This window comes from Zwartia lucis (genome assembly GCF_965234455.1).
GTDB lineage: Bacteria > Pseudomonadota > Gammaproteobacteria > Burkholderiales > Burkholderiaceae_B > Zwartia > Zwartia lucis.
On record NZ_OZ248472.1, the window covers coordinates 218670 to 238144 of the forward strand.

The window sequence follows — 19475 nt, forward strand, 5'->3', positions numbered from 1 at the left end:
TACGTTAGCGAAATTGTTTTTTTAAGGCAACCAAAGCAATCGTACCAAGCAAGCTAAACATGGCTAAGCTCCACCATGCATATTCAATGCCGAGAAGCTTAACGCGCGCATCCATGCAACTCGCGTAAATGCCAAACAACCAAGGAGCGGCGCTATCAAGGCCGCTTTTAGTCATGATTTGATCCGCCAAGGTTTGCGCACAAGAAAAGGTATTGGCAGCTACTTTTTCCTGATACCAGGCAGCAGTTACCCCCATGAGCGTCACCGCAACAATGCTTGCGGAGCCAAGCGCTATACGCACGCGAGTAGGTTTGGCAATGCTAAGTCCAAATGCAAACGCTCCGGTCATCAGATACAAAAGACGTTGAAAAACACACCAAGCGCATGGCTGCATGTCAAAGACATACTGTGACACAAGTGCGATCGACACCGAGCTAAAACTCAACACACTGATCAGCCGTAAAAGATTCAACTCAAGCTGCACTGTGTTGCTCCTGCGTTAAGGTTTCGAGAAGTGCGCGTTCAAACTGTCTTTGAGTTCGAGGCTGCGACAAGGTATCGCCTCTTACGACGAATATATCTTCTACACGATCTCCAAGCGTCATAACCTTGGCTGTTTGCAAATTAATATTGAAAGAAATAAATACTTGCGCTAACTCGCTCAATAAACCCGGACGATCAGCCGCAGTGATATCGATCACCCAAGACGCATTGCTCTCGCCTGGCTTAATGGCGACAGAAGGGGGGTATGGAAAGGCTTTGGATAACCTCGAACCACGCATGCCGACACGGTTTTTAAAATCTTTTAACTGCATTTGATCGAGTTGCGTCGCCAGTTCATGCTCAATCATTGTCGCTTCAGAGCGCAAATCAATTTGGAGGTCTGACGGCAAGACAATAAAACTATCCAAAGCATAGCCACCCTTGGTGGTGTGTATTCGTGCATCTTGAATGCTCAGACCACGGAAACCAAAATATCCGCTTAAGCGCGCGAATAAATTTTTATCATGCTTTGTATAGACTAATACTTGCAAGCCATCCCCACCTTCGGTTGGACGCGCTTTCACCACGGTATTTTCCGTAAGAAAACAATGATAAAGATGTCTTGTATGCCATGCAATTTCTGGAGCATCGTGTCGTAAAAAGTATGCGATATCGAGCTCACTCCAAAAGGCTTGGCGCGCATCATCGCGAAGTCCAGCAAGACGAGTCAGACTCGCTGCATCATCCATGCGCTTTTGCAACACTGTGTTGGCGTCGCCAGATGAGCCTCCCAGGGCGGCTAAAGTCAGATTAAAAAGATCTTCAAACAGCTTGCCTTTCCAAGCATTCCAGACCTTAGGGCTTGTACCGCGGACATCCGCTACAGTTAACAAATAAAGCGCAGTCAGTTTTCGAGGCGTTTGAACAAGCAAAGAAAAGTCTTGAATCACTTGCGGATCTGACAAATCCTTTTTTTGTGCAACCTGGGACAACAGCAAATGGTTCTTAACTAGGAAAATGACTAGCTCAGTTTCATCACGATCTAAATAATGCGTGCGTGCAAATTTCCTGACTTCCTCGGCACCCAACGTTGAGTGGTCACCGCCGCGCCCTTTGGCAATATCATGAAAAAGTGCAGCAACGTAAAGTAACCAGTGCCGATCGAAACCCGCGGTGAGGCGTGTTGCAAGCGGATACTCTTGCGCATGCTCAAGCATCGTGAATCTTCGAATGTTTCGAAGCACGGCCAATGTATGCTGGTCAACGGTATACACATGGAATAAATCATGTTGCATCTGCCCCACGACTCGACGAAATACGGGCAAATATCGCGGCAAAATATTGAGCATCGTCATACGCCTAAGTGCGTGCACAATGCCTTGGTTTTGTTTCAGTATTGAAATGAACAAACGCCGATTAGTCGGATCGCTCCTAAATGAGGCATTAATTAGGTGCCTTGCATGCCAAATCGCCCTTAAAGCGCGCGCTGAAAGTTCCGTCAACTCAGGATGTTGCTGCATCACAATAAATATACGCAATAACTCAGAAGGATGTTTTTCAAAAAGACAGTCGTCTTTGATGTCTAGGCGATTATGCTGCGCGAAGTAGTGCTCATTTAATGTTCGAACATCGTCGCCTGAAAGTGGAAATAAATGCTCTCCTATGGCTTGAACAAGCAAAGTATTGAGCTGTGTCACGAGCCTCGCTGCCCAGTAATACCTTTGCATCAGGATTTCACTGGCCCGTCTCGTGGCCGAGGCCGTGATTTGATAAGCCTCTGCTAAGCCATGTTGTAAATCAAAAAGAAGCCGGTCCTCTCGACGATTCGCCAACAAATGCAACTCGATGCGAAGTCGCTTAAACGCCTGTTCCGCTCGATGAAGATCTCGCGCTTCGGCGCGTGTGAGCAAACCAGACTGTGCAATTTGACTCCAGCTTTTTCCGAAACCAGACGCTCTGGCCATCCACTGAATGACCTGAAGATCGCGTAAGCCCCCAGGGGATTCTTTACAGTTCGGCTCAAGAGAGTAGGGCGTCTCTTGATAGCGCGCATGACGCTGCTGCATTTCGCTGCGCTTAGCCTGAAAGAAACTGCGAGGATCAAGTTGCTCATTCATGCACGTCATAAAGCGCTTTGTTAGTAAGCGACTTCCCGCAATCCAGCGCAACTCTAACAGCGATGTCTCGACCGTAATGTCTGCGCTTGCTTCACTCAAACATTGTTCAATCGTTCTAACGCTGCAACCAGGCTCTAGGCCCACATCCCACATGGCGGCAACGAGTCCGCTGAGCGTTGCTTCATCAGCGGGGCTAGGATCTCTCGGCAGCAAGATTAACAAATCGACATCTGAAAAAGGATAGAGCTCTCCACGGCCAAAACCACCTACTGCGGCGAGTGCGGCCCCCTTGGGCAAGGGATATAGTTCGAGCAGTAAACGTAACGCTTGATCGGCTGTCCGCCTCAAGTCGGTTAATAATGCGTCTGCGCGCGGTTTGAGCCGATAGCGAGTAAAGGCGGCTTCTCTCTCAAACTTGATTTGAGTCCGAATCGATCCTATTTTTTCATTCAATACTTCAGTGAGGCCGTTTTGTTCAGTCATCCAAACACCTATTGGCTTAAAAACGAGTCAAACAATGAATGCAAAAATTGAATGAAAAAATCTAAAGCGTGATGAAGGAGGGTAGCGCAGGCATTCCCGGTGATTGCGTCAACACCTCGAATCCCGAGTCAGTCACCATAATCGTGTGCTCCCACTGTGCCGACAAACTGTGATCGCGCGTCACAACTGTCCAGCCATCGGCTAATTGGCGGATATCCTTCTTTCCTGCATTGATCATCGGTTCGATGGTGAAAATGAGACCCGGTTCAAGTTTTTGCCCCGTCCCTGCTTTTCCATAATGCAAAATCTGCGGTTCTTGGTGGAATTTTTGACCGATTCCATGACCGCAAAACTCTCGCACAACCGAAAAACCCTGCTGTTCAGCATATTTTTGAATGGCATTTCCAATATCTCCCAGCGTGTTTCCGGGCTTGACTTGAGCAATGCCCAGCCACATACACTCATACGTGACTTCGGTCAGGCGCTTGGCAAGAATCGAGGTTTCGCCCACCGCGTACATTCGGCTCGTATCACCGAACCAACCGTCTTTGATAATCGTGACATCAATGTTTAAAATATCTCCATTTTTCAACACCTTATCGCCAGGTATACCATGGCAAACCTGGTGATTGATGGAGGTACAAATCGCTCCGGGAAAGGGGGGGTAACCGGGAGGCGCATAGCCGACTGTGGCTGATTTTACCTTGAGCACCTCCGTTAAAAACTTTAAACACAACTGATCTAACTCAGCGGTTGTCACGCCTGGTTTAACAAAAGGCGTGATGAAATCTAAGACTTTTGCTGCGTCGCGACAGGCGGCCCGCATTTTGGCCTGATCTTCGGGATTTGTGACAAGACTCATAGTGACTTGAGTAAATGTAGTGAAAGATAGTAGAATTATAGGCTTACCTAGACTTATCCATACCTTAAAAATCGCGTGTCATGTCACCAGGGTGCCTGCTTATGCAGGTGCAGACATGACATTAGACCCAACCCTCGGAGCTTTATTACTATGTCTTTAATGCGTGAAATGTTAGAAGCGGGTGTGCACTTTGGTCACCAAACCCGTTATTGGAACCCCAAGATGGCCCCTTTCATTTTTGGCCATCGGAACAAAATTCACATCATCAACCTCGAAAAAACCGTTGCAAACTATCTAGATGCGACGAAGTATTTGCGTCAGGTTGCTGCAAAAGGCGGTACGGTATTGTTCGTTGGTACCAAGCGTGCTGCACGCGAACTCGTGGCCGCAGAGGCTGCACGTGCCGGAATGCCCTTTGTTGATAGCCGTTGGCTCGGCGGCATGCTGACCAACTTTAAAACGGTCAAAAGCTCGATCAAGCGTTTGAAAGACATGGAAATCATGATTGCCGAAGGCGCGACAGAGCGCATGAGCAAAAAAGAAGGCCTGATGTTTCAGCGCGAACTTGACAAGCTCAACAAGTCGATCGGCGGCATCAAGGATATGAATGGCTTGCCCGACGCCATCTTCATGATTGATGTTGGTTATCACAAAATTGCTGTTGCCGAAGCGAATGGTCTTGGCATCCCAGTGGTTGCAGTGGTGGATACTAACCACTCACCTGATGGTATTGATTTCATTATTCCTGGCAACGATGACTCGGCCAAGGCAATTGCTCTCTATGCCTCAGGCGTAGCGGATGCTGTGATTGCTGGACGTGGTGACAATATCAATGGCTTGGTCGAAGAACTGACCCAGGGCGAAGAGTTCGTCGAAGTTGATCAGGCAAAGGCCTAATCATCGATCGCGTTCGATCTATATCGAACGCATCCCTCTCACACCCTGACCATGCGGTTCAGGGTGCTTTTATTGATACTGGAGCAAACATGGCTGACATTACCGCCGCAATGGTCAAAGAACTGCGCGAAAAAACTGACGCACCCATGATGGAGTGCAAGAAAGCGCTGACTGAAGCTGCTGGAGATATGGCACGCGCCGAAGAAATTTTGCGTGTCAAACTGGGTAGCAAAGCAAGCAAAGCAGCAAGTCGTGTCACAGCAGAAGGCCTCATTGGGCTATATATCTCTCCTGATGCCAAAAAGGGCGCTGTCATCGAAGTCAACTGTGAAACCGACTTTGTTGCCAAAAACGACGACTTCGTTGCCTTTGTTGCTAATCTAGCCAAACTCGTGGCGACTGAGGGTGTCGCTGATGTTGTAGCTTTATCCGCATCGCCTATGGCAGATGGCACGGTAGATAGCGTTCGTGCTGTCCTCATTGGCAAAATTGGTGAAAATATTTCCATTCGCCGGTTCCAGCGCTACGATACGCCAAACAAACTTGCCAGCTATGTCCATAGCGGCAAAATTGGCGTTCTCGTTGAGTTTTCTGGTGCCGACGAAGTTGGCAAAGACTTAGCCATGCATATCGCAGCAACCAAGCCTCGCGCAGTGGATGAAACCGGTGTTTCTGACGCTGACAAAGAAACAGAGCGTTCAGTTGCCCGTCAAAAGGCCGCCGAGTCCGGCAAACCTGCTGAAATCGTTGAGAAAATGGTAGAAGGCGCTGTCCAAAAGTACTTGAAAGAGGTTGCCCTTCTTTCTCAGCCTTTTGTCAAGAACGACAAGCAAAATGTCTCCCAGATGCTCAAAGAAAAATCCTCTGCAATTACAGGGTTTTCCCTGTTCGTGGTCGGTGAGGGCATTGAGAAGAAAACCAGCGATTTTGCTGCCGAAGTGGCCGCTGCGGCTTCAGGTAACACATAATTTTGTACCTAAAGCCGGGCGGCGCATCATTGGCCGCCCGGCTTTCGTTTACACTTTTAATTGTGTTTAACACTCCGGAATAAATCCCCATATGACCAGCAGAATGCATAAACGAGTTCTCCTCAAACTGTCTGGCGAAGCTTTGATGGGTGATGATGCGTTCGGCATCAATCGTGCCACGATCATGCGCATGACGGACGAGGTCGCCGAGGTCTCAGAGATGGGCGTGCAACTTGCCATCGTGATCGGCGGTGGCAATATCTTCCGCGGAGTTGCGCCAGGTGCCCAAGGCATGGATCGTGCCACTGCCGACTACATGGGTATGATGGCGACAGTCATGAACGCACTTGCGTTCCAAGATGCGCTCAAACATCGAGGCGTAGATGCCCGCGTTCAGTCTGCACTCAATATCGAGCAGGTAGTTGAGCCTTATATTCGTCCCAAAGCGCTTCGCTACCTCGAAGAAGGCAAGGTTGTTATTTTCGCCGCAGGTACTGGTAACCCATTTTTCACTACTGATACAGCGGCGGCGCTACGTGGTGCCGAAATAGGCGCGGAAGTCGTTCTCAAGGCCACAAAAGTCGATGGAATTTATAGCGCGGATCCCAACAAGGATCCTTCGGCGACGCGCTATACGCGCATCAGCTTTGATGAAGTCATCGTCAAGCGACTTGAAATCATGGATGCCACGGCCTTCGCCTTATGTCGCGATCAAAAGCTTCCAATTAAAGTTTTTTCAATAAACAAGTCAGGTGCATTACGACGCGCCGTCAGTGGTGAGGACGAGGGTACTCTCGTTCACGTCTAAAGGATTTAACATGAGTATTGCGGACATTCAAAAATCAGCCGAAAGCCGAATGAGCAAATCCCTCGAAACGCTTAAGGCAAATCTTGCCAAAATTCGAACAGGTCGTGCCCACACTGGTATTTTGGACCATGTTCAAGTTCAGTACTATGGTTCTCCAGTACCCATCAGTCAGGTCGCAAACGTGACATTAATGGATGCTCGCACGCTCAGTGTTTCAGTATGGGAAAAAAATCTAGGTGCCGCTGTAGAAAAAGCAATTCGGGATTCCGATCTGGGTCTCAATCCTGTTGGCATGGGAGATAGCATTCGTGTGCCTATGCCTGCCTTAACCGAAGACCGTCGTCGTGATTTAAACAAGGTTGTAAAGTCTGAAGGCGAGGATGCAAAAATAGCCATTCGTAACCTTCGTCGCGATGCCAATGAGGCTTTTAAAAAGCTGGTTAAAGAAAAAGAAATCTCTGAAGATGATGAAAGACGTGCTCAAGACATCGTCCAGAAATTGACGGATCGTTGCGTTGTTGAAATCGACAAAATGATCATGCAAAAAGAAGCCGAGATCATGACGGTGTAAACCGGCATCACTATGGCCCTCAGCTCAACGATCGATATTCCCGCAACCACAGCTGTTCCGCAACATGTTGCCATCATTATGGATGGCAACGGAAGGTGGGCAGCCAAACGTCTCCTGCCACGCACTGCAGGTCATGCGCGTGGAGTGCAATCCGTGCGTTCAACAGTAGAGTCCTGCGGAAAGCTTGGCGTTCGTTATTTAACTCTTTTTGCGTTCAGCTCTGAAAACTGGCGGCGTCCTGCCGATGAAGTTTCTTTACTTATGCGCTTGTTTGTTCAAGCCATTGAGCGTGAGGTCTCCCGGCTGCAGGAGCAAGGTGTTCGACTTCGCGTGATTGGCGACCTTTCGGCTTTTGAACCGCATCTCCAGGCACTCATCATACAAGCTCAAGAAAAGACAGCACATAATGACAAACTTCACCTGACAATTGCTGCAAATTACGGCGGACGATGGGATATGTTGGAAGCAACACGAACAATGCTGCAAAACAATCCCGATTATGGCGTGCATCCCGAGCGCATTGATGAGCCAGCACTTGCACAACATCTTTCAATGGCTTGGGCGCCAGAGCCAGATTTGTTTATCAGAACAGGCGGCGAACAACGCGTTTCGAATTTTTTAATCTGGCAGTTGGCTTATACCGAATTGTTTTTTACTGATTGTTATTGGCCTGATTTTGGCATTGATGAGTTAAAAAAATCGTTTGAGTGGTACCGCAATCGTGAGCGCCGCTTTGGTCGAACGAGCGCACAATTACATACTGATTCACCTCTCTAAGACACATGCTCAAACATCGTATCCTCACGGCTATCGTTTTGTTTGCGATTTTAGCGATCGTATTGTCTGCAAATTCCGCTCTACCTTTTCTTGGATTTTTAGCCATCACCTGTGCTCTTGCTGGGTGGGAGTGGACGCGTATTACGTTGGGGCGTTCATCCGTTTGGCCCCCCGTTCTTGGGATCGGCCTTTTGTTACTCACACTCGTTCAGGCGTATTTTTGGCTTAAGCAAGAGGCGAGCAATACTGTGGTTGTACAGCTCTGTGCTGTGATAAGCGTTTATTTTTGGTTCACTGCCGTTAGTCGTGCGCTCTATCAGGCACAGGTCACCACAATAACCGCTCCGATGGGTTGGAGTGTCTTTGCTTGCATCACATTGTTCGCGACATGGGGAGCTTTAGCCGATCGATATCAAGAACATGGCGTTTTTTACATCCTCACTCTTCTCATTGTGATTTGGGTGGCAGATATTGCCGCTTATTTCGTTGGACGCGCTATAGGTCGTCACAAACTGGCTCCTACTATTAGTCCTGGTAAAACCCGCGAAGGCGCCATGGCGGGTATCGCGGGTGTTGTGATTTGGCTTCTTGTCTCAGCGCAATGGCCAGAAAGCTTTGGCGCAGATTTAATGCGTCGCTGGGGACTTTTGGGCTCTATTCTGCTGGCCATTTTGCTTGCGATCTTCTCAATTTCTGGTGATCTTTTCGAGTCATTACTTAAGCGAAGGGCAGGGGTCAAAGACTCGAGTCAGCTTCTTCCTGGTCATGGCGGTGTTTTTGACCGCATAGATGCTGTTGTGGCGGTTGTACCACTCGCATACCTGCTGACTGGGGGATGGAAACTTTGAATCCCGCACGCATCACCATCCTCGGTTCTACGGGATCGATTGGTCTCAATACCCTAGATGTGATCGCGCGTCATCCAGAACGATTTGTCGTGTACGCGCTTTCCGCACATTCGCGAATAGAAAAGCTTGCTGCTCAGGCATTGGAAACTGGTGCGCGAATAGTGATTGTGCCCAACGATCTTGCTGCTGATTTATTTAAAAAATCTTGGCCTGCGGGAGTTTCTTCTCCTGAAATCCGCGTTGGGCAACAAGCCCTCGTTGATACGGCGTCTGATCACGAGACTGATGTTGTGATGGCCGCCATCGTTGGGGCGGCTGGCCTGCCTTCAGCCTTGGCCGCTGCGCGAGCCGGCAAGCGAGTTTTGCTTGCAAACAAAGAAGCACTGGTTGCAGCGGGCTCATTATTTATGGCTGCAGTCAAAGAGAGTGGGGCTGAACTCCTTCCCATTGATAGCGAACATAACGCGATTTTTCAGTGTTTACCCCATGATGGCAGGGCGAGTGCTCCAACCTGTCCTAGCGCGGGCGTCAGAAGATTGATCTTGACGGCATCAGGCGGTCCATTTCGAACAAAGAAATGGGTCGAACTGAATCATGTCACGCCTGAACAGGCCTGCGCCCACCCCAACTGGAGTATGGGAAAAAAAATCTCAGTGGACTCCGCAACCATGCTCAACAAAGGGCTTGAGGTCATTGAAGCGCACTGGTTGTTTGCGATGCCCGCAGACCGTATTCATGTCGTCATACACCCTCAAAGTGTTGTCCACTCCATGGTAGAGTACGAGGACGGTTCAGTGATCGCACAGTTAGGTCAGCCAGATATGCGCACTCCGATTGCCTATGGCTTAGGATTTCCTGAACGCATATCATCCGGTGTCGGTGTTCTTGATTTGGCGCTTGCCGGTAGGCTTGATTTTGAACAACCCGATCTTGAACAGTTTCCCTGTCTCAAATTGTCTTTTGAGGCATTACGCAGCGGACAAGGCTCATGCATCACTCTCAATGCAGCCAATGAAATAGCTGTCGCCTCGTTTTTGGATGGAAAATTGTCGTATACAAGTATTGCGACTCTGATTGAAAACACGCTGACTTGGCATGCGGGACGACCCCGCTGCGCCCTGAATTCGCTTGAGGATGTCATGGCGCTAGATGCCGAAGTCCGCCGGTATGCTGCGCAATGGATATCACCCTAGCTTGATGTGATGCACTGATAGCCTGTGCATGAGTTTGAGTATTTAACGATTTTTGGGCTAGGACTATGCTTACGACACTTCTTTCTTTTTTTGTGACCCTTGGCATTCTCATCACCTTTCATGAGCTAGGTCATTATTGGGTCGCACGCTGGTGCGGCGTTCGAGTTTTGCGCTTTTCAATTGGATTCGGCAAGGTTTTAATTAAGCGTGTCGACAAAAATGGAACCGAATGGGCGCTATCGGCGATCCCTTTGGGCGGTTACGTCAAAATGCTTGACCAGGACGACTTAGCGCCAACGAAAGTGAGCTCTACCTCAAGTTCTTCAGATCCAGTGTTGGAGTCGACCGATCATGATCCACGCGGCACCAGTTTTCAATCACAGCCGGTATCCAGAAGGTTTGCCATTGTCGCTGCAGGACCTTTGTTTAACCTTTTGTTGGCCGTCTTACTTTACGCAGGGATCAATCTCGCAGGAACTGAAGAACCCGAAGCAATTTTGGCTCAACCGACGATCAATTCACCCGCTGCACAAGCAGGTCTCCAGGGTGGTGACAAAATTATTGCCATCAATCAAACACCCGTCGCCTCCTGGCCGCAACTCCGCTGGAACTTATTACAACGACTCGCTGACGGCGGGGAAACTCAAATCACGGTAGACCAAGGTGGCGCCAAACTCAACCGAACACTCAAGCTGCCAACACTTGCGGACCCGTCACAGGCCGATCCGATGAGAGATTTAGGTCTAGGTCTTGCGAGCGGTCCTCCATTTGTTCGCGGAATCGTACCGGGTAGCATTGCTCAACGGGTGGGACTCGAGACACAAGACAGAATTGTCCGAATCGGAGAGATTGATCGTCCAGATACTGGAACTCTGGTCCGAACGATTCAGCAGCATGCGGGTCGTGAGATTGTCATTGACGTTGAACGTGGTCAGCAAAAAATTAAGTTTTCTTTGATTCCTGCTCCCTTTACCCTTGAAAATGGTCAGGTTGTTGGTCGTGCAGGTATTCAAATTGGCGCCGATGTCGCGATGGTCAACGTTCGTTATGGACCGATTGACAGTTTGATCCATGGTGCTGTCAAAACCTTTGATACGGCATGGTTTTCACTGCGCATGATGGGGCGGATGATCACAGGCGATGTTTCGCTTAAAAATATTAGTGGACCTGTCACCATTGCTGACTATGCAGGACAGTCCGCCAAGATTGGCTGGGCTGCATACATCGCTTTTTTAGCGCTAGTCAGCGTGAGCCTCGGCATTCTTAATCTCCTACCCATCCCTATGCTAGATGGAGGGCATCTACTGTATTATCTCTGGGAGATGGTTCGTGGCAAACCTGTTTCAGCGAATGTCATGGAGTGGGGCCATAAAATTGGTTTGTCCTTGCTCGCAGGCCTGATGGGCCTTGCTCTGTTTAACGATTTCATTCGCATTTTCACCTAAGGCCGTTCTGACTTAAAATCAACAAAATGCTGTTTTTTTTCAGCTCAACATTCACCTATACAGAAGATATTTGAGGATTACCCGGGATGCTCGTTCGTTTGCCATATCTGTTCGACAAAGCCCTGCGCTTGATGACGCATGCCTTGTGTCAGGTGCTTTTGTTGGCATCACTGCTTATTCCTTTTGGTGCGCAAGCCTTCGAACCTTTCGTGGTGAGCGATATTCGGGTCGAAGGAATGCAACGCACAGAACCAGGTTCGATCTTTGCACAGCTCCCCTTTAAAGTTGGCCAGAGATTTACTGAAGCGCTTGCCACAGAATCGATTAGAAAACTTTATGCGACAGGTCTTTATGCTGACGTTCGCATTCAGACCGCAAATCGTGTTGTGGTTGTTGCGGTTCAAGAACGTCCGACGATTGCCGCGATCACGTTTACGGGTATGAAAGAGTTTGAGACAGATGCCATTATTGGCAATCTCAAGCAAGTGGGTTTTGCGCAAGGACGTGTGTTTGACCAATCCATGCTCGAGCAAGCACAGTTTGAGTTGCGTCAAGCGTATCTCAATAAAGGAAAGTACGCGGTTGAAATCTCGCCGACCGTCACCCCTTTGCCACGAAATCGAGTCGGCATCAACTTTGACCTTTTCGAAGGCGGGGTTTCACGTATTCGTGAAATCAATATTATTGGAAATACCGCATTTACTCAGAGCAGGTTACGCGACTTGATGTCTCTGACGACTCCTGGATGGTTGACCTGGTATACCGATTCCGATAAGTACTCACGAGAAAAGCTTGAAAAAGACGTCGAAGCCATCAAATCCTTTTATCTTGATCGCGGCTATCTAGAGTTCAAAATAGAACCTCCTCAGGTTTCTATTTCCGGTGACCGAAAAGACATATTCATCACCTTGACAGTGTCTGAAGGTAAACCGTACACAGTTTCTGAGGTCAAGCTGGCGGGTGACCTGTTAGGGCTTGAAAGTGAAATCAAGCAATTTGTTCAGTTAAAACCCGGGCAAATTTTTTCTGGCACAAAAACAAATGAGACAGCTAAAGGCATTTCTGATTATCTTGGTGGTTTAGGTTATGCATTTGCCAACGTCAATCCCAACCCAGTGCTTAATCGCGAAAATCAAACAGCGGAAGTCACTTTTTACATTGATCCAAGTCGACGTGTATATGTTCGTCGGATCCAAGTCGTTGGGAACCATCGCTCCAAGGATGAGGTGATTCGCCGTGAAGTGCGTCAGCCTGAAGCTGCTTGGTATGATGCAGGCAAAATCAAATTATCACGGGATCGACTTGACCGTGTTGGCTACTTTAAAGAAGTTAAAGTAGGAACCGATCCTGTTCCTGGGTCACCAGATCAGGTCGATATCAATCTGACCGTTGAAGAAAAGCCAACGGGTATGCTGAATTTAGGAGTCGGTTACGGACAAGTCGACGGAGTACTTTTGTCTGCGGGTATTTCCGAAGATAACGTCTTCGGAAGCGGTACAAACTTGACGCTCAACCTCAACACAGGGGCCTCTAACCGCAGCGCTGTGTTGGCACATACTGATCCGTACTTTACCAATGACGGCGTGAGTCGTACGAGTTCAATTTACTATCGCACGATGACGCCTTATTCCAACAACCCAGGTAACTATAAAGTCACGACGGGTGGTTTAGGTTTGAACTTTGGTATACCTATCAGCGAATTTAATCGGATTTTCTTAGGTGTCAACCTCGAACGAAATTCGATTGGTTTGTTTGATAACTCTCCGCTGGCTTATCGCGAGTACGTGAGAGACTATGGTGAGACAACGACGGCCGCGATTCTGAATTTGGGTTGGTCAAAAGACAATCGTGACAGCGCCCTGAGTCCGACCAAGGGCTCCTTTACTCGGCTCAAGCTCGATGTTGGCACAGGTAGCTTGGATTACTATATGTTTGGTGCGCAACACCAGACCTATGTTCCAATCGGCCGCGACTTTACCCTCGCATTCAATGGGATGTTTGATTTCGGTAACAGTTACAAGACTGATTATCCCTATCCCATCATTAAAAACGTCTACGCAGGTGGTATTGGCACTGTTAGAGGTTATTCACAAAACTCCCTCGGCCCAACCGATCCCTTTACTGGCACGTATCTGGGTGGATCCAAGCGGGTAGTGGGTAATGTTCAGTTTTACCTCCCATTCCCTGGCACCCAGAAGGATCGTTCGCTGCGCTGGTTTGCCTTCGCTGACGGAGGTCAGGTTTTTGGTACTGACGGTTTAGGCAATGATACAGCCATTGACTTTGGCCAGATGCGATACTCTGCTGGTATCGGCTTGTCTTGGGTTTCGCCTTTGGGACCACTCCAGTTATCTTTTGCCAGGCCTTTGAACTCCAAGCCGGGTGACAATACGCAAATCTTCCAATTTCAAATCGGGACAGGTTTCTAAAAATTTAGATAGTACTTTTTAGTGGCACAATACCAATCTGTATTCGTTTATCGAGAGAATTTAATAATGGTTGCAACTTACGTCCCCCAGTTACAAATGCGCGCTACGCCTATTGGCTTTGTCAAACACCGCTTGGCGTGGGTCATCGTTTTTTCATGCGTCATGTTCGCTGTGGTCTTGGGTAATGTTGCACATGCGCAGGGTTCTAAAATCGGCTTTGTCAACACGGAGCGAATTTTGAGAGACTCTGCGCCTGCCAAAACAGCTCAAACAAAAATTGAAGCCGAATTTAAGAAACGCGAAGAAGAAATTCAGCGACTCGGCAACAATCTACGCACTGCTGCTCAAAAATTTGAAAAAGACGCGCCTGTTCTTTCTGAATCTGATCGCAATAAGCGTCAGCGCGAATTGGCCAATATCGATGCAGACCTTCAGCGTAAGCGTCGCGAGCTCCAAGAAGACTTTAACCGTCGCCGCAATGAAGAGTTCGCGACCATCATCGAGCGCGCCAATACAGCGATCAAGCTTATCGCTGAAAAAGACAATTACGATATGATTCTGCAGGATGCAGTCACTGTTAACCCACGTATTGATATTACTGAAAAGGTGATTCAAGCGTTGGGTGCCAAATAATAAGATCAACTCATGCCCGTCCTGTTAGACCCTGCACGGGCACCTCTTCTCTCTGAACTTTTACGTGCCGTTCCCGGCGGCTTAGTTCAAAATGTGGTGTCTGCGGGTCTCGATAATGATCCGCGTATCGCCGGTTTAGGCTCTCTTGCTCATGCGAGTGAGCTTGAGATCTCCTTTATTGTTCATCCTAAATATCTTGATCACTTAGCACGCACACGCGCTTGCGCGGTGATTGTTCTTCCTGAAATCGAAGAAAAGCTCGCTCAAACATCCCCAGCGCCTCAATTTACGCGCATTGTCTGTAGGCATCCCTATCTTCTTTACGCCCGAATCTCTCAATGGTTCGAATGGGCGAGTCGGCCGTCTTATGAGCCTGACATTCATGCGACTGCAGTCGTTGACCCTACGGCGATTATTTCCCCAAGTGCACGCATTGGCCCCCATGCGGTCATTGGAGCACGTTGTGTTGTAGGGGCAATGACTCAGATTGGCGCAGGTTGTTTTTTAGGTGATGATGTCGAGATCGGCTCTTCCTCTAACCTATATCCTCGCGTCTCTATTTATTATGGCGTCAAAGTGGGTGATCGAGCGATCATCCATAGCGGTGTCGTACTAGGAGCGGACGGCTTTGGTTTTGCACCCGATCCAAGCCTTTCAAAAGGTGCTTGGGGGAAAATTCCACAGTTAGGCGTTGTGCTGATCGGTCATGACGTAGAAATTGGCGCCAACACAACCATTGACAGAGGAGCGCTCGATAACACCATCATTGGAGATGGCGTCAAAATCGACAACCAAGTCATGATTGGTCACAATTGCGTGATTGGTGCGCATACCGCGATTGCAGCATGTGTGGGTATCGCTGGATCGACCGTGATTGGGTCACGTTGCACGATTGGCGGGATGGCCGGCGTTTCAGGTCATCTCGTGATTTGTGATGATGTGCATATCTCAGGCGGAACAGGCATTATCGCGAGCATTGATCAACCGGGGCGTTATACCGGTGTTTACCCCTATGCAGAACACAAAGAATGGCAGCGAAATGCTGCGGTCATCACACAGTTATCTGGGCTGCGCAAGCGGGTCAGAGCACTTGAGCGCGACAGCAACTAGGATAAGTTATGCAACTTGATATTAAAAGTATTCTCGACAGACTTCCTCATCGTTATCCGATGTTGTTGATTGATCGCGTGATCGACATGGTGCCGGGAAAATCGATCAAGGCGCTTAAAAATGTATCTATTAACGAGCCTTTTTTTGCAGGACATTTCCCTCATCATCCAGTGATGCCAGGTGTGCTGATTCTTGAGGCCATGGCACAAGCCGCTGCAATATTTTCTTTTGCAGATGAGGCAGGCCTCAAACCCAAAGATGAGGAGACTTTGTATTATTTTGTTGGAATTGACGGCGCTCGATTTCGCAAACCTGTATTACCAGGTGATCAACTGTCCATTGAGGTTGTTGCCGAGCGCTTGGGTCGTAGTATTTGTAAATATCAAGGTCATGCCTTTGTTGATGGAAAAGTCGTCGCTGAGGCTAAATTGATGTGTGCTGTCAGACCAATGGAATAATAAATGGCTGCAATCATCCATCCGACCGCTCTCATTGACCCCAAAGCGCATTTACATCCTTCGGTTTCAGTCGGGGCTTACTCCATCATCGGACCGGGTGTCCGTATCGGTGCTGATACGATTATTGGTCCTCATTGCATCATTGATGGTGAGACGACCATTGGTCAAGGCAATCATTTTTATCGTTTTTGCTCGATTGGGGGCATGCCTCAGGATAAAAAATATGCAGGCGAACCCACCCAACTTGTCATGGGTGATCGCAATATGGTGCGTGAATACGTCACGATTAATACCGGCACAGTTCAGGACGGCGGTGTGACTCGACTTGGTTCGGACAACTGGATCATGGCCTATGTCCATGTCGCGCACGACTGTCAGATTGGCAACCAAACGATTCTTGCCAATGGCGTTCAAATGGGTGGTCATGTCCACATCGGTGATTGGGCCATCGTCGGTGGTCTTGCTGCGGTACATCAGTTTGGCAAGATCGGCGCACACAGCATGACGGGCGGTCAAAGCGCGCTCCATATGGATATTCCACCCTTTGTGATGGGCTCTGGCAATCCCTGCGTCCCGGTTGGTATTAATGTCGAAGGGCTTAAACGCCGTGGATTTTCTCCTGAGTCAATCAGTGCACTGCGCGATGCCTACAAGATTATTTATAGACGTGGTTTAAGCCTAGGGGATGCTTGCGCTGAAATTCGCAACAGACAACAACTTGAACCCGGCGTTGCCCAAGCGCTTCAACCCTTGCTCGACTTTGTAGAGGCGAGTGCGCGCGGCATCATTCGACCATGACGTGGCGCCTTGGGCTCATTGCGGGCGAGCCCTCGGGTGACATCATCGCCGCTAAAGTATTGGCAGGACTTAAACAAGCAGATCCCTTGGTTCGCCCAGAGGGGATAGGCGGTCCGCATTTGACGGCCGAAGGTTTGGACGTCTGGCATCCTATGCATGCGCTCAGTGTCTTTGGATATGTGGATGCAATCAAGCGTTTACCTTCTTTATTTCATATTTACCAAAACGTTAAGAACCGCTGGTTGCGAGAGCCGCCTTCTGTTTTTTTAGGGGTCGACGCTCCAGACTTTAATTTACGTTTGGAGCATCGCTTACGTAAGTCGGGTATCCCTACTGTGCATTTTGTAGGTCCGTCAATTTGGGCTTGGCGCTACGAGCGCATTCATTTCATTCGTGAAGCTGTTTCTCACATGCTCGTATTGTTTCCTTTCGAAGAGGCTATTTACAAAAAAGAAGGTATTCCTGTTACCTATGTTGGTCATCCCATGGCCGATGCGATTGCGATAGAACCAGATCAACAAGCAGCGCGCACGCGCCTGGGGCTGGATCAACAAGCGAGAGTGATTGCAGTTTTACCTGGTAGCCGTGCTTCAGAGATCAAACTGATTGCGCCGCGATTTTTACAAACAGCCCAACGCTTACAAAAGCATGATCCTTCTCTACAGTTCGTTGTCCCCATGGTCAATGAGCAGAGAGAACGCGAATTCAAGGTTTTTTTAACGCAATATCCAGTTAATCACTTGCAAATCGTGAGGTCGCAACCCCAAGCAATCGGCATGGCTGAGCCGATCGCCTGGTCTGTTCTTGAGGCGTGTGATGTTGCGCTTGTTGCAAGCGGTACCGCAACGCTCGAAACAGCGTTATTCAAAAAACCCATGGTGATTTCCTATGCAGTCTCACCCTTAGTGCGCAAAATCATGGCCTGGAAATCAGGGCAGGAACGTCCTTATTTACCTTGGGTGGGTTTGCCTAATGTTTTGCTCAACGACTTTGTCGTTCCCGAACGGATTCAAGAGGATGCCACACCCGAAAACTTGGCTCAGGAACTTTTGGCTTTATTAAATGATGCGAATCGTTGTGAGCGCATCAGTCGTCGTTTTACTGAAATGCATCATACGCTGCGTTGCAATACACCTGTTCGCGTGGCACAGGTTATTGAGTCGATCGCCCTCAATCGCCGTTAAATCAAATGGCAAAATCAACTCCGCATGCATCTCAAGCCAGTCTTTTTGATTTACAGAAAGAAACAACGCTTTATGCCGCTGGCGTTGATGAGGCGGGTCGGGGTCCGCTGGCAGGCGATGTTTACGCAGCCGCTGTGATTCTCGATCGTCATCATCCCATCGAGGGACTTGCTGATTCAAAAGTCCTATCAGAGAAAAAACGCGAGCTTCTCGCCGAACAGATCAAAGCCCACGCGCTGTGTTGGTCAGTGAGCATTGCCACTGTTGAGGAAATTGATCGCTTGAATATTTTACAAGCGACGCTTTTGGCGATGAAGCGTGCTGTTGAAGGGCTTTCAATTCAGCCTGAACTCGCTTGGGTCGATGGTAATCAGCCGCCTCGTCTGAGTTGCCGAGTTCAAACCATCATCAAAGGTGACGCGCTGATTCCAGCGATATCGGCTGCGTCTATTCTCGCAAAAACAGCGAGAGATCATGACCTGAAACGTCTTCACATCCTCTATCCACAATACGCATTCGATCAGCACAAAGGCTACGGAACAGCACTACATATGGCACGACTTAAGCAGTATGGTCCGAGTCCAGTACATCGGCGCAGTTTTGCGCCAGTGCGCGCTTGTTTGGAAACAACATGAAACATATCGAGTCCCGCTCAAATCCACTTTATAAGCAGCTCTACAAATGGCAGTCAAGCGCAGGCAGGAGAGATGAACCTATTTTGCTTGAAGGCATACATCTATGCGAATCTTGGCTCGCCTTGGGCAAACAACCTAAATATGCCATTTTCGACCTTGAGCGCGTGTCTCAGTCACAGCTATCCGGTTTAATCGAAAAATTAAATCCAGACGTATGCCTCACGATGTCTGGATCCCTGCTCGGCAACCTCTCCAGCGTCGATACGGATCAAGGTGTATTGTTTGTTGCGCAACCAACGATTCATCCGATTCCAGAAAAAATAGTTGAAACAATCGTATTGCTAGATCGACTGCAGGATCCCGGCAATGTAGGTGCTATTTTACGAACCTGTGCTGCTGCAGGCATCAAGCGTGTGTTTGCTTCTGTTGGTACAGCTGGATTGTGGTCGCCCAAGGTGCTGCGTAGTGCGCAAGGCGCGCATTTCCTATTGAAGCTGCATGAACAGACAGATCTGAAAAGTCTGTCGTCGTCATTGGCAGTGCCCATGATTGTGACAACACTTGAGGATGCGCGTGATCTCTATATGACAGACTTGCCTAAACATGCAGCGTGGGTATTCGGTAACGAAGGACAAGGAGTCAACCCTGAACTTCTTGCACGCGCCGACCTACGAATCAAAATCATGCATGATCGTGCTGTCGAATCCCTGAACGTCACCGTGGCCTCTGCCATTTGTTTGTTTGAACAAAGGCGTCAACACCACCTCTCTCAATAA

The 19475-nt window shown here is 48.7% G+C and carries 19 protein-coding genes; 16 read left to right on the top strand and 3 right to left on the bottom strand.

Going from position 1 to position 19475, the window contains the following annotated elements; all coding sequences use genetic code 11:
- Positions 1-4: 4 nt before the first annotated feature.
- The 3 genes from AC8GE9_RS01050 to map all read right to left on the bottom strand — a co-directional run bounded on the left by AC8GE9_RS01050 (position 5) and on the right by map (position 3945).
- On the bottom strand, positions 5-484 hold the full coding sequence (locus AC8GE9_RS01050) for a disulfide bond formation protein B (protein ID WP_506675264.1): 480 nt from the start codon (positions 482-484) through the stop codon (positions 5-7).
- Positions 474-3083 (bottom strand): [protein-PII] uridylyltransferase, encoded by a 2610-nt coding sequence (locus tag AC8GE9_RS01055; RefSeq protein ID WP_506675265.1) that lies wholly within the window; start codon positions 3081-3083, stop codon positions 474-476. The genes AC8GE9_RS01050 and AC8GE9_RS01055 overlap by 11 nt, the downstream gene beginning before the upstream one ends.
- Positions 3084-3144: 61 nt before the next feature.
- A complete protein-coding gene (map, locus tag AC8GE9_RS01060; protein WP_506675266.1) occupies positions 3145-3945 on the bottom strand; it encodes a type I methionyl aminopeptidase in 801 nt (266 codons plus the stop codon).
- Positions 3946-4095: 150 nt separating this feature from the next.
- On the opposite strand from map, the gene rpsB reads away from it, so the two are divergent.
- The 16 genes from rpsB (at position 4096) to AC8GE9_RS01140 (ending at position 19475) form a co-directional block, all read left to right on the top strand.
- Entirely contained in the window at positions 4096-4842 is a 747-nt protein-coding gene (rpsB, locus tag AC8GE9_RS01065; RefSeq protein ID WP_506675267.1) for a 30S ribosomal protein S2, read from the top strand.
- An 89-nt stretch (positions 4843-4931) separates the two neighbouring features.
- Positions 4932-5810: a translation elongation factor Ts gene (gene tsf / locus AC8GE9_RS01070; protein WP_506675268.1), complete on the top strand. Its 879-nt coding sequence runs from the start codon at positions 4932-4934 to the stop codon at positions 5808-5810.
- Positions 5811-5901: 91 nt separating this feature from the next.
- A complete protein-coding gene (pyrH, locus tag AC8GE9_RS01075) occupies positions 5902-6618 on the top strand; it encodes a UMP kinase (RefSeq protein WP_506675269.1) in 717 nt (238 codons plus the stop codon).
- 10 nt (positions 6619-6628) lie between these two features.
- Positions 6629-7189 (top strand): ribosome recycling factor, encoded by a 561-nt coding sequence (gene frr, locus AC8GE9_RS01080; protein WP_506675270.1) that lies wholly within the window; start codon positions 6629-6631, stop codon positions 7187-7189.
- Between the two features lie 12 nt (positions 7190-7201).
- Positions 7202-7966 carry a polyprenyl diphosphate synthase gene (uppS, locus tag AC8GE9_RS01085; RefSeq protein ID WP_506675271.1) on the top strand — a complete coding sequence of 255 codons (765 nt, stop codon included), beginning with the start codon at positions 7202-7204 and terminating at the stop codon, positions 7964-7966.
- Positions 7967-7971: 5 nt separating this feature from the next.
- Positions 7972-8814, top strand: a complete 843-nt coding sequence (locus AC8GE9_RS01090; RefSeq protein WP_506675272.1) for a phosphatidate cytidylyltransferase — start codon at positions 7972-7974, stop codon at positions 8812-8814.
- The gene (gene ispC, locus AC8GE9_RS01095; protein WP_506675273.1) at positions 8802-10007 is read left to right on the top strand and encodes a 1-deoxy-D-xylulose-5-phosphate reductoisomerase; all 1206 of its coding nucleotides are present in this window, start codon (positions 8802-8804) and stop codon (positions 10005-10007) included. The genes AC8GE9_RS01090 and ispC overlap by 13 nt, the downstream gene beginning before the upstream one ends.
- Before the next feature lie 65 nt (positions 10008-10072).
- Positions 10073-11452, top strand: coding sequence for an RIP metalloprotease RseP (gene rseP, locus AC8GE9_RS01100; RefSeq protein WP_506675274.1), 1380 nt, complete (start codon positions 10073-10075; stop codon positions 11450-11452).
- A gap of 131 nt (positions 11453-11583) precedes the next feature.
- Entirely contained in the window at positions 11584-13881 is a 2298-nt protein-coding gene (gene bamA, locus AC8GE9_RS01105; RefSeq protein ID WP_506676290.1) for an outer membrane protein assembly factor BamA, read from the top strand.
- Positions 13882-13947: 66 nt separating this feature from the next.
- Positions 13948-14514: an OmpH/Skp family outer membrane protein gene (locus AC8GE9_RS01110; RefSeq protein ID WP_506675275.1), complete on the top strand. Its 567-nt coding sequence runs from the start codon at positions 13948-13950 to the stop codon at positions 14512-14514.
- Positions 14515-14526: 12 nt separating this feature from the next.
- The gene (lpxD, locus tag AC8GE9_RS01115; RefSeq protein ID WP_506675276.1) at positions 14527-15624 is read left to right on the top strand and encodes a UDP-3-O-(3-hydroxymyristoyl)glucosamine N-acyltransferase; all 1098 of its coding nucleotides are present in this window, start codon (positions 14527-14529) and stop codon (positions 15622-15624) included.
- An 8-nt stretch (positions 15625-15632) separates the two neighbouring features.
- On the top strand, positions 15633-16082 hold the full coding sequence (gene fabZ / locus AC8GE9_RS01120) for a 3-hydroxyacyl-ACP dehydratase FabZ (RefSeq protein WP_506675277.1): 450 nt from the start codon (positions 15633-15635) through the stop codon (positions 16080-16082).
- A gap of 3 nt (positions 16083-16085) precedes the next feature.
- Entirely contained in the window at positions 16086-16880 is a 795-nt protein-coding gene (gene lpxA / locus AC8GE9_RS01125) for an acyl-ACP--UDP-N-acetylglucosamine O-acyltransferase (protein ID WP_506675278.1), read from the top strand.
- On the top strand, positions 16877-18064 hold the full coding sequence (gene lpxB, locus AC8GE9_RS01130) for a lipid-A-disaccharide synthase (protein WP_506675279.1): 1188 nt from the start codon (positions 16877-16879) through the stop codon (positions 18062-18064). The genes lpxA and lpxB overlap by 4 nt, the downstream gene beginning before the upstream one ends.
- 5 nt (positions 18065-18069) lie before the next feature.
- Positions 18070-18699, top strand: coding sequence for a ribonuclease HII (rnhB, locus tag AC8GE9_RS01135; protein ID WP_506675280.1), 630 nt, complete (start codon positions 18070-18072; stop codon positions 18697-18699).
- Positions 18696-19475: a TrmH family RNA methyltransferase gene (locus AC8GE9_RS01140; protein WP_506675281.1), complete on the top strand. Its 780-nt coding sequence runs from the start codon at positions 18696-18698 to the stop codon at positions 19473-19475. The genes rnhB and AC8GE9_RS01140 overlap by 4 nt, the downstream gene beginning before the upstream one ends.

Coding starts and splice junctions, on each gene's coding strand:
- map (WP_506675266.1), bottom strand. CDS start 3,945: ATGAGTCTTGTCACAAATCCCGAAGATCAGGCCAAAATGCGGGCCGCC.
- AC8GE9_RS01055 (WP_506675265.1), bottom strand. CDS start 3,083: ATGACTGAACAAAACGGCCTCACTGAAGTATTGAATGAAAAAATAGGA.
- AC8GE9_RS01140 (WP_506675281.1), top strand. CDS start 18,696: ATGAAACATATCGAGTCCCGCTCAAATCCACTTTATAAGCAGCTCTAC.
- lpxA (WP_506675278.1), top strand. CDS start 16,086: ATGGCTGCAATCATCCATCCGACCGCTCTCATTGACCCCAAAGCGCAT.
- tsf (WP_506675268.1), top strand. CDS start 4,932: ATGGCTGACATTACCGCCGCAATGGTCAAAGAACTGCGCGAAAAAACT.
- lpxD (WP_506675276.1), top strand. CDS start 14,527: ATGCCCGTCCTGTTAGACCCTGCACGGGCACCTCTTCTCTCTGAACTT.
- rnhB (WP_506675280.1), top strand. CDS start 18,070: ATGGCAAAATCAACTCCGCATGCATCTCAAGCCAGTCTTTTTGATTTA.
- AC8GE9_RS01110 (WP_506675275.1), top strand. CDS start 13,948: ATGGTTGCAACTTACGTCCCCCAGTTACAAATGCGCGCTACGCCTATT.
- uppS (WP_506675271.1), top strand. CDS start 7,202: ATGGCCCTCAGCTCAACGATCGATATTCCCGCAACCACAGCTGTTCCG.
- rseP (WP_506675274.1), top strand. CDS start 10,073: ATGCTTACGACACTTCTTTCTTTTTTTGTGACCCTTGGCATTCTCATC.
- fabZ (WP_506675277.1), top strand. CDS start 15,633: ATGCAACTTGATATTAAAAGTATTCTCGACAGACTTCCTCATCGTTAT.
- AC8GE9_RS01090 (WP_506675272.1), top strand. CDS start 7,972: ATGCTCAAACATCGTATCCTCACGGCTATCGTTTTGTTTGCGATTTTA.
- pyrH (WP_506675269.1), top strand. CDS start 5,902: ATGACCAGCAGAATGCATAAACGAGTTCTCCTCAAACTGTCTGGCGAA.
- ispC (WP_506675273.1), top strand. CDS start 8,802: ATGGAAACTTTGAATCCCGCACGCATCACCATCCTCGGTTCTACGGGA.
- frr (WP_506675270.1), top strand. CDS start 6,629: ATGAGTATTGCGGACATTCAAAAATCAGCCGAAAGCCGAATGAGCAAA.
- lpxB (WP_506675279.1), top strand. CDS start 16,877: ATGACGTGGCGCCTTGGGCTCATTGCGGGCGAGCCCTCGGGTGACATC.
- bamA (WP_506676290.1), top strand. CDS start 11,584: ATGACGCATGCCTTGTGTCAGGTGCTTTTGTTGGCATCACTGCTTATT.
- rpsB (WP_506675267.1), top strand. CDS start 4,096: ATGTCTTTAATGCGTGAAATGTTAGAAGCGGGTGTGCACTTTGGTCAC.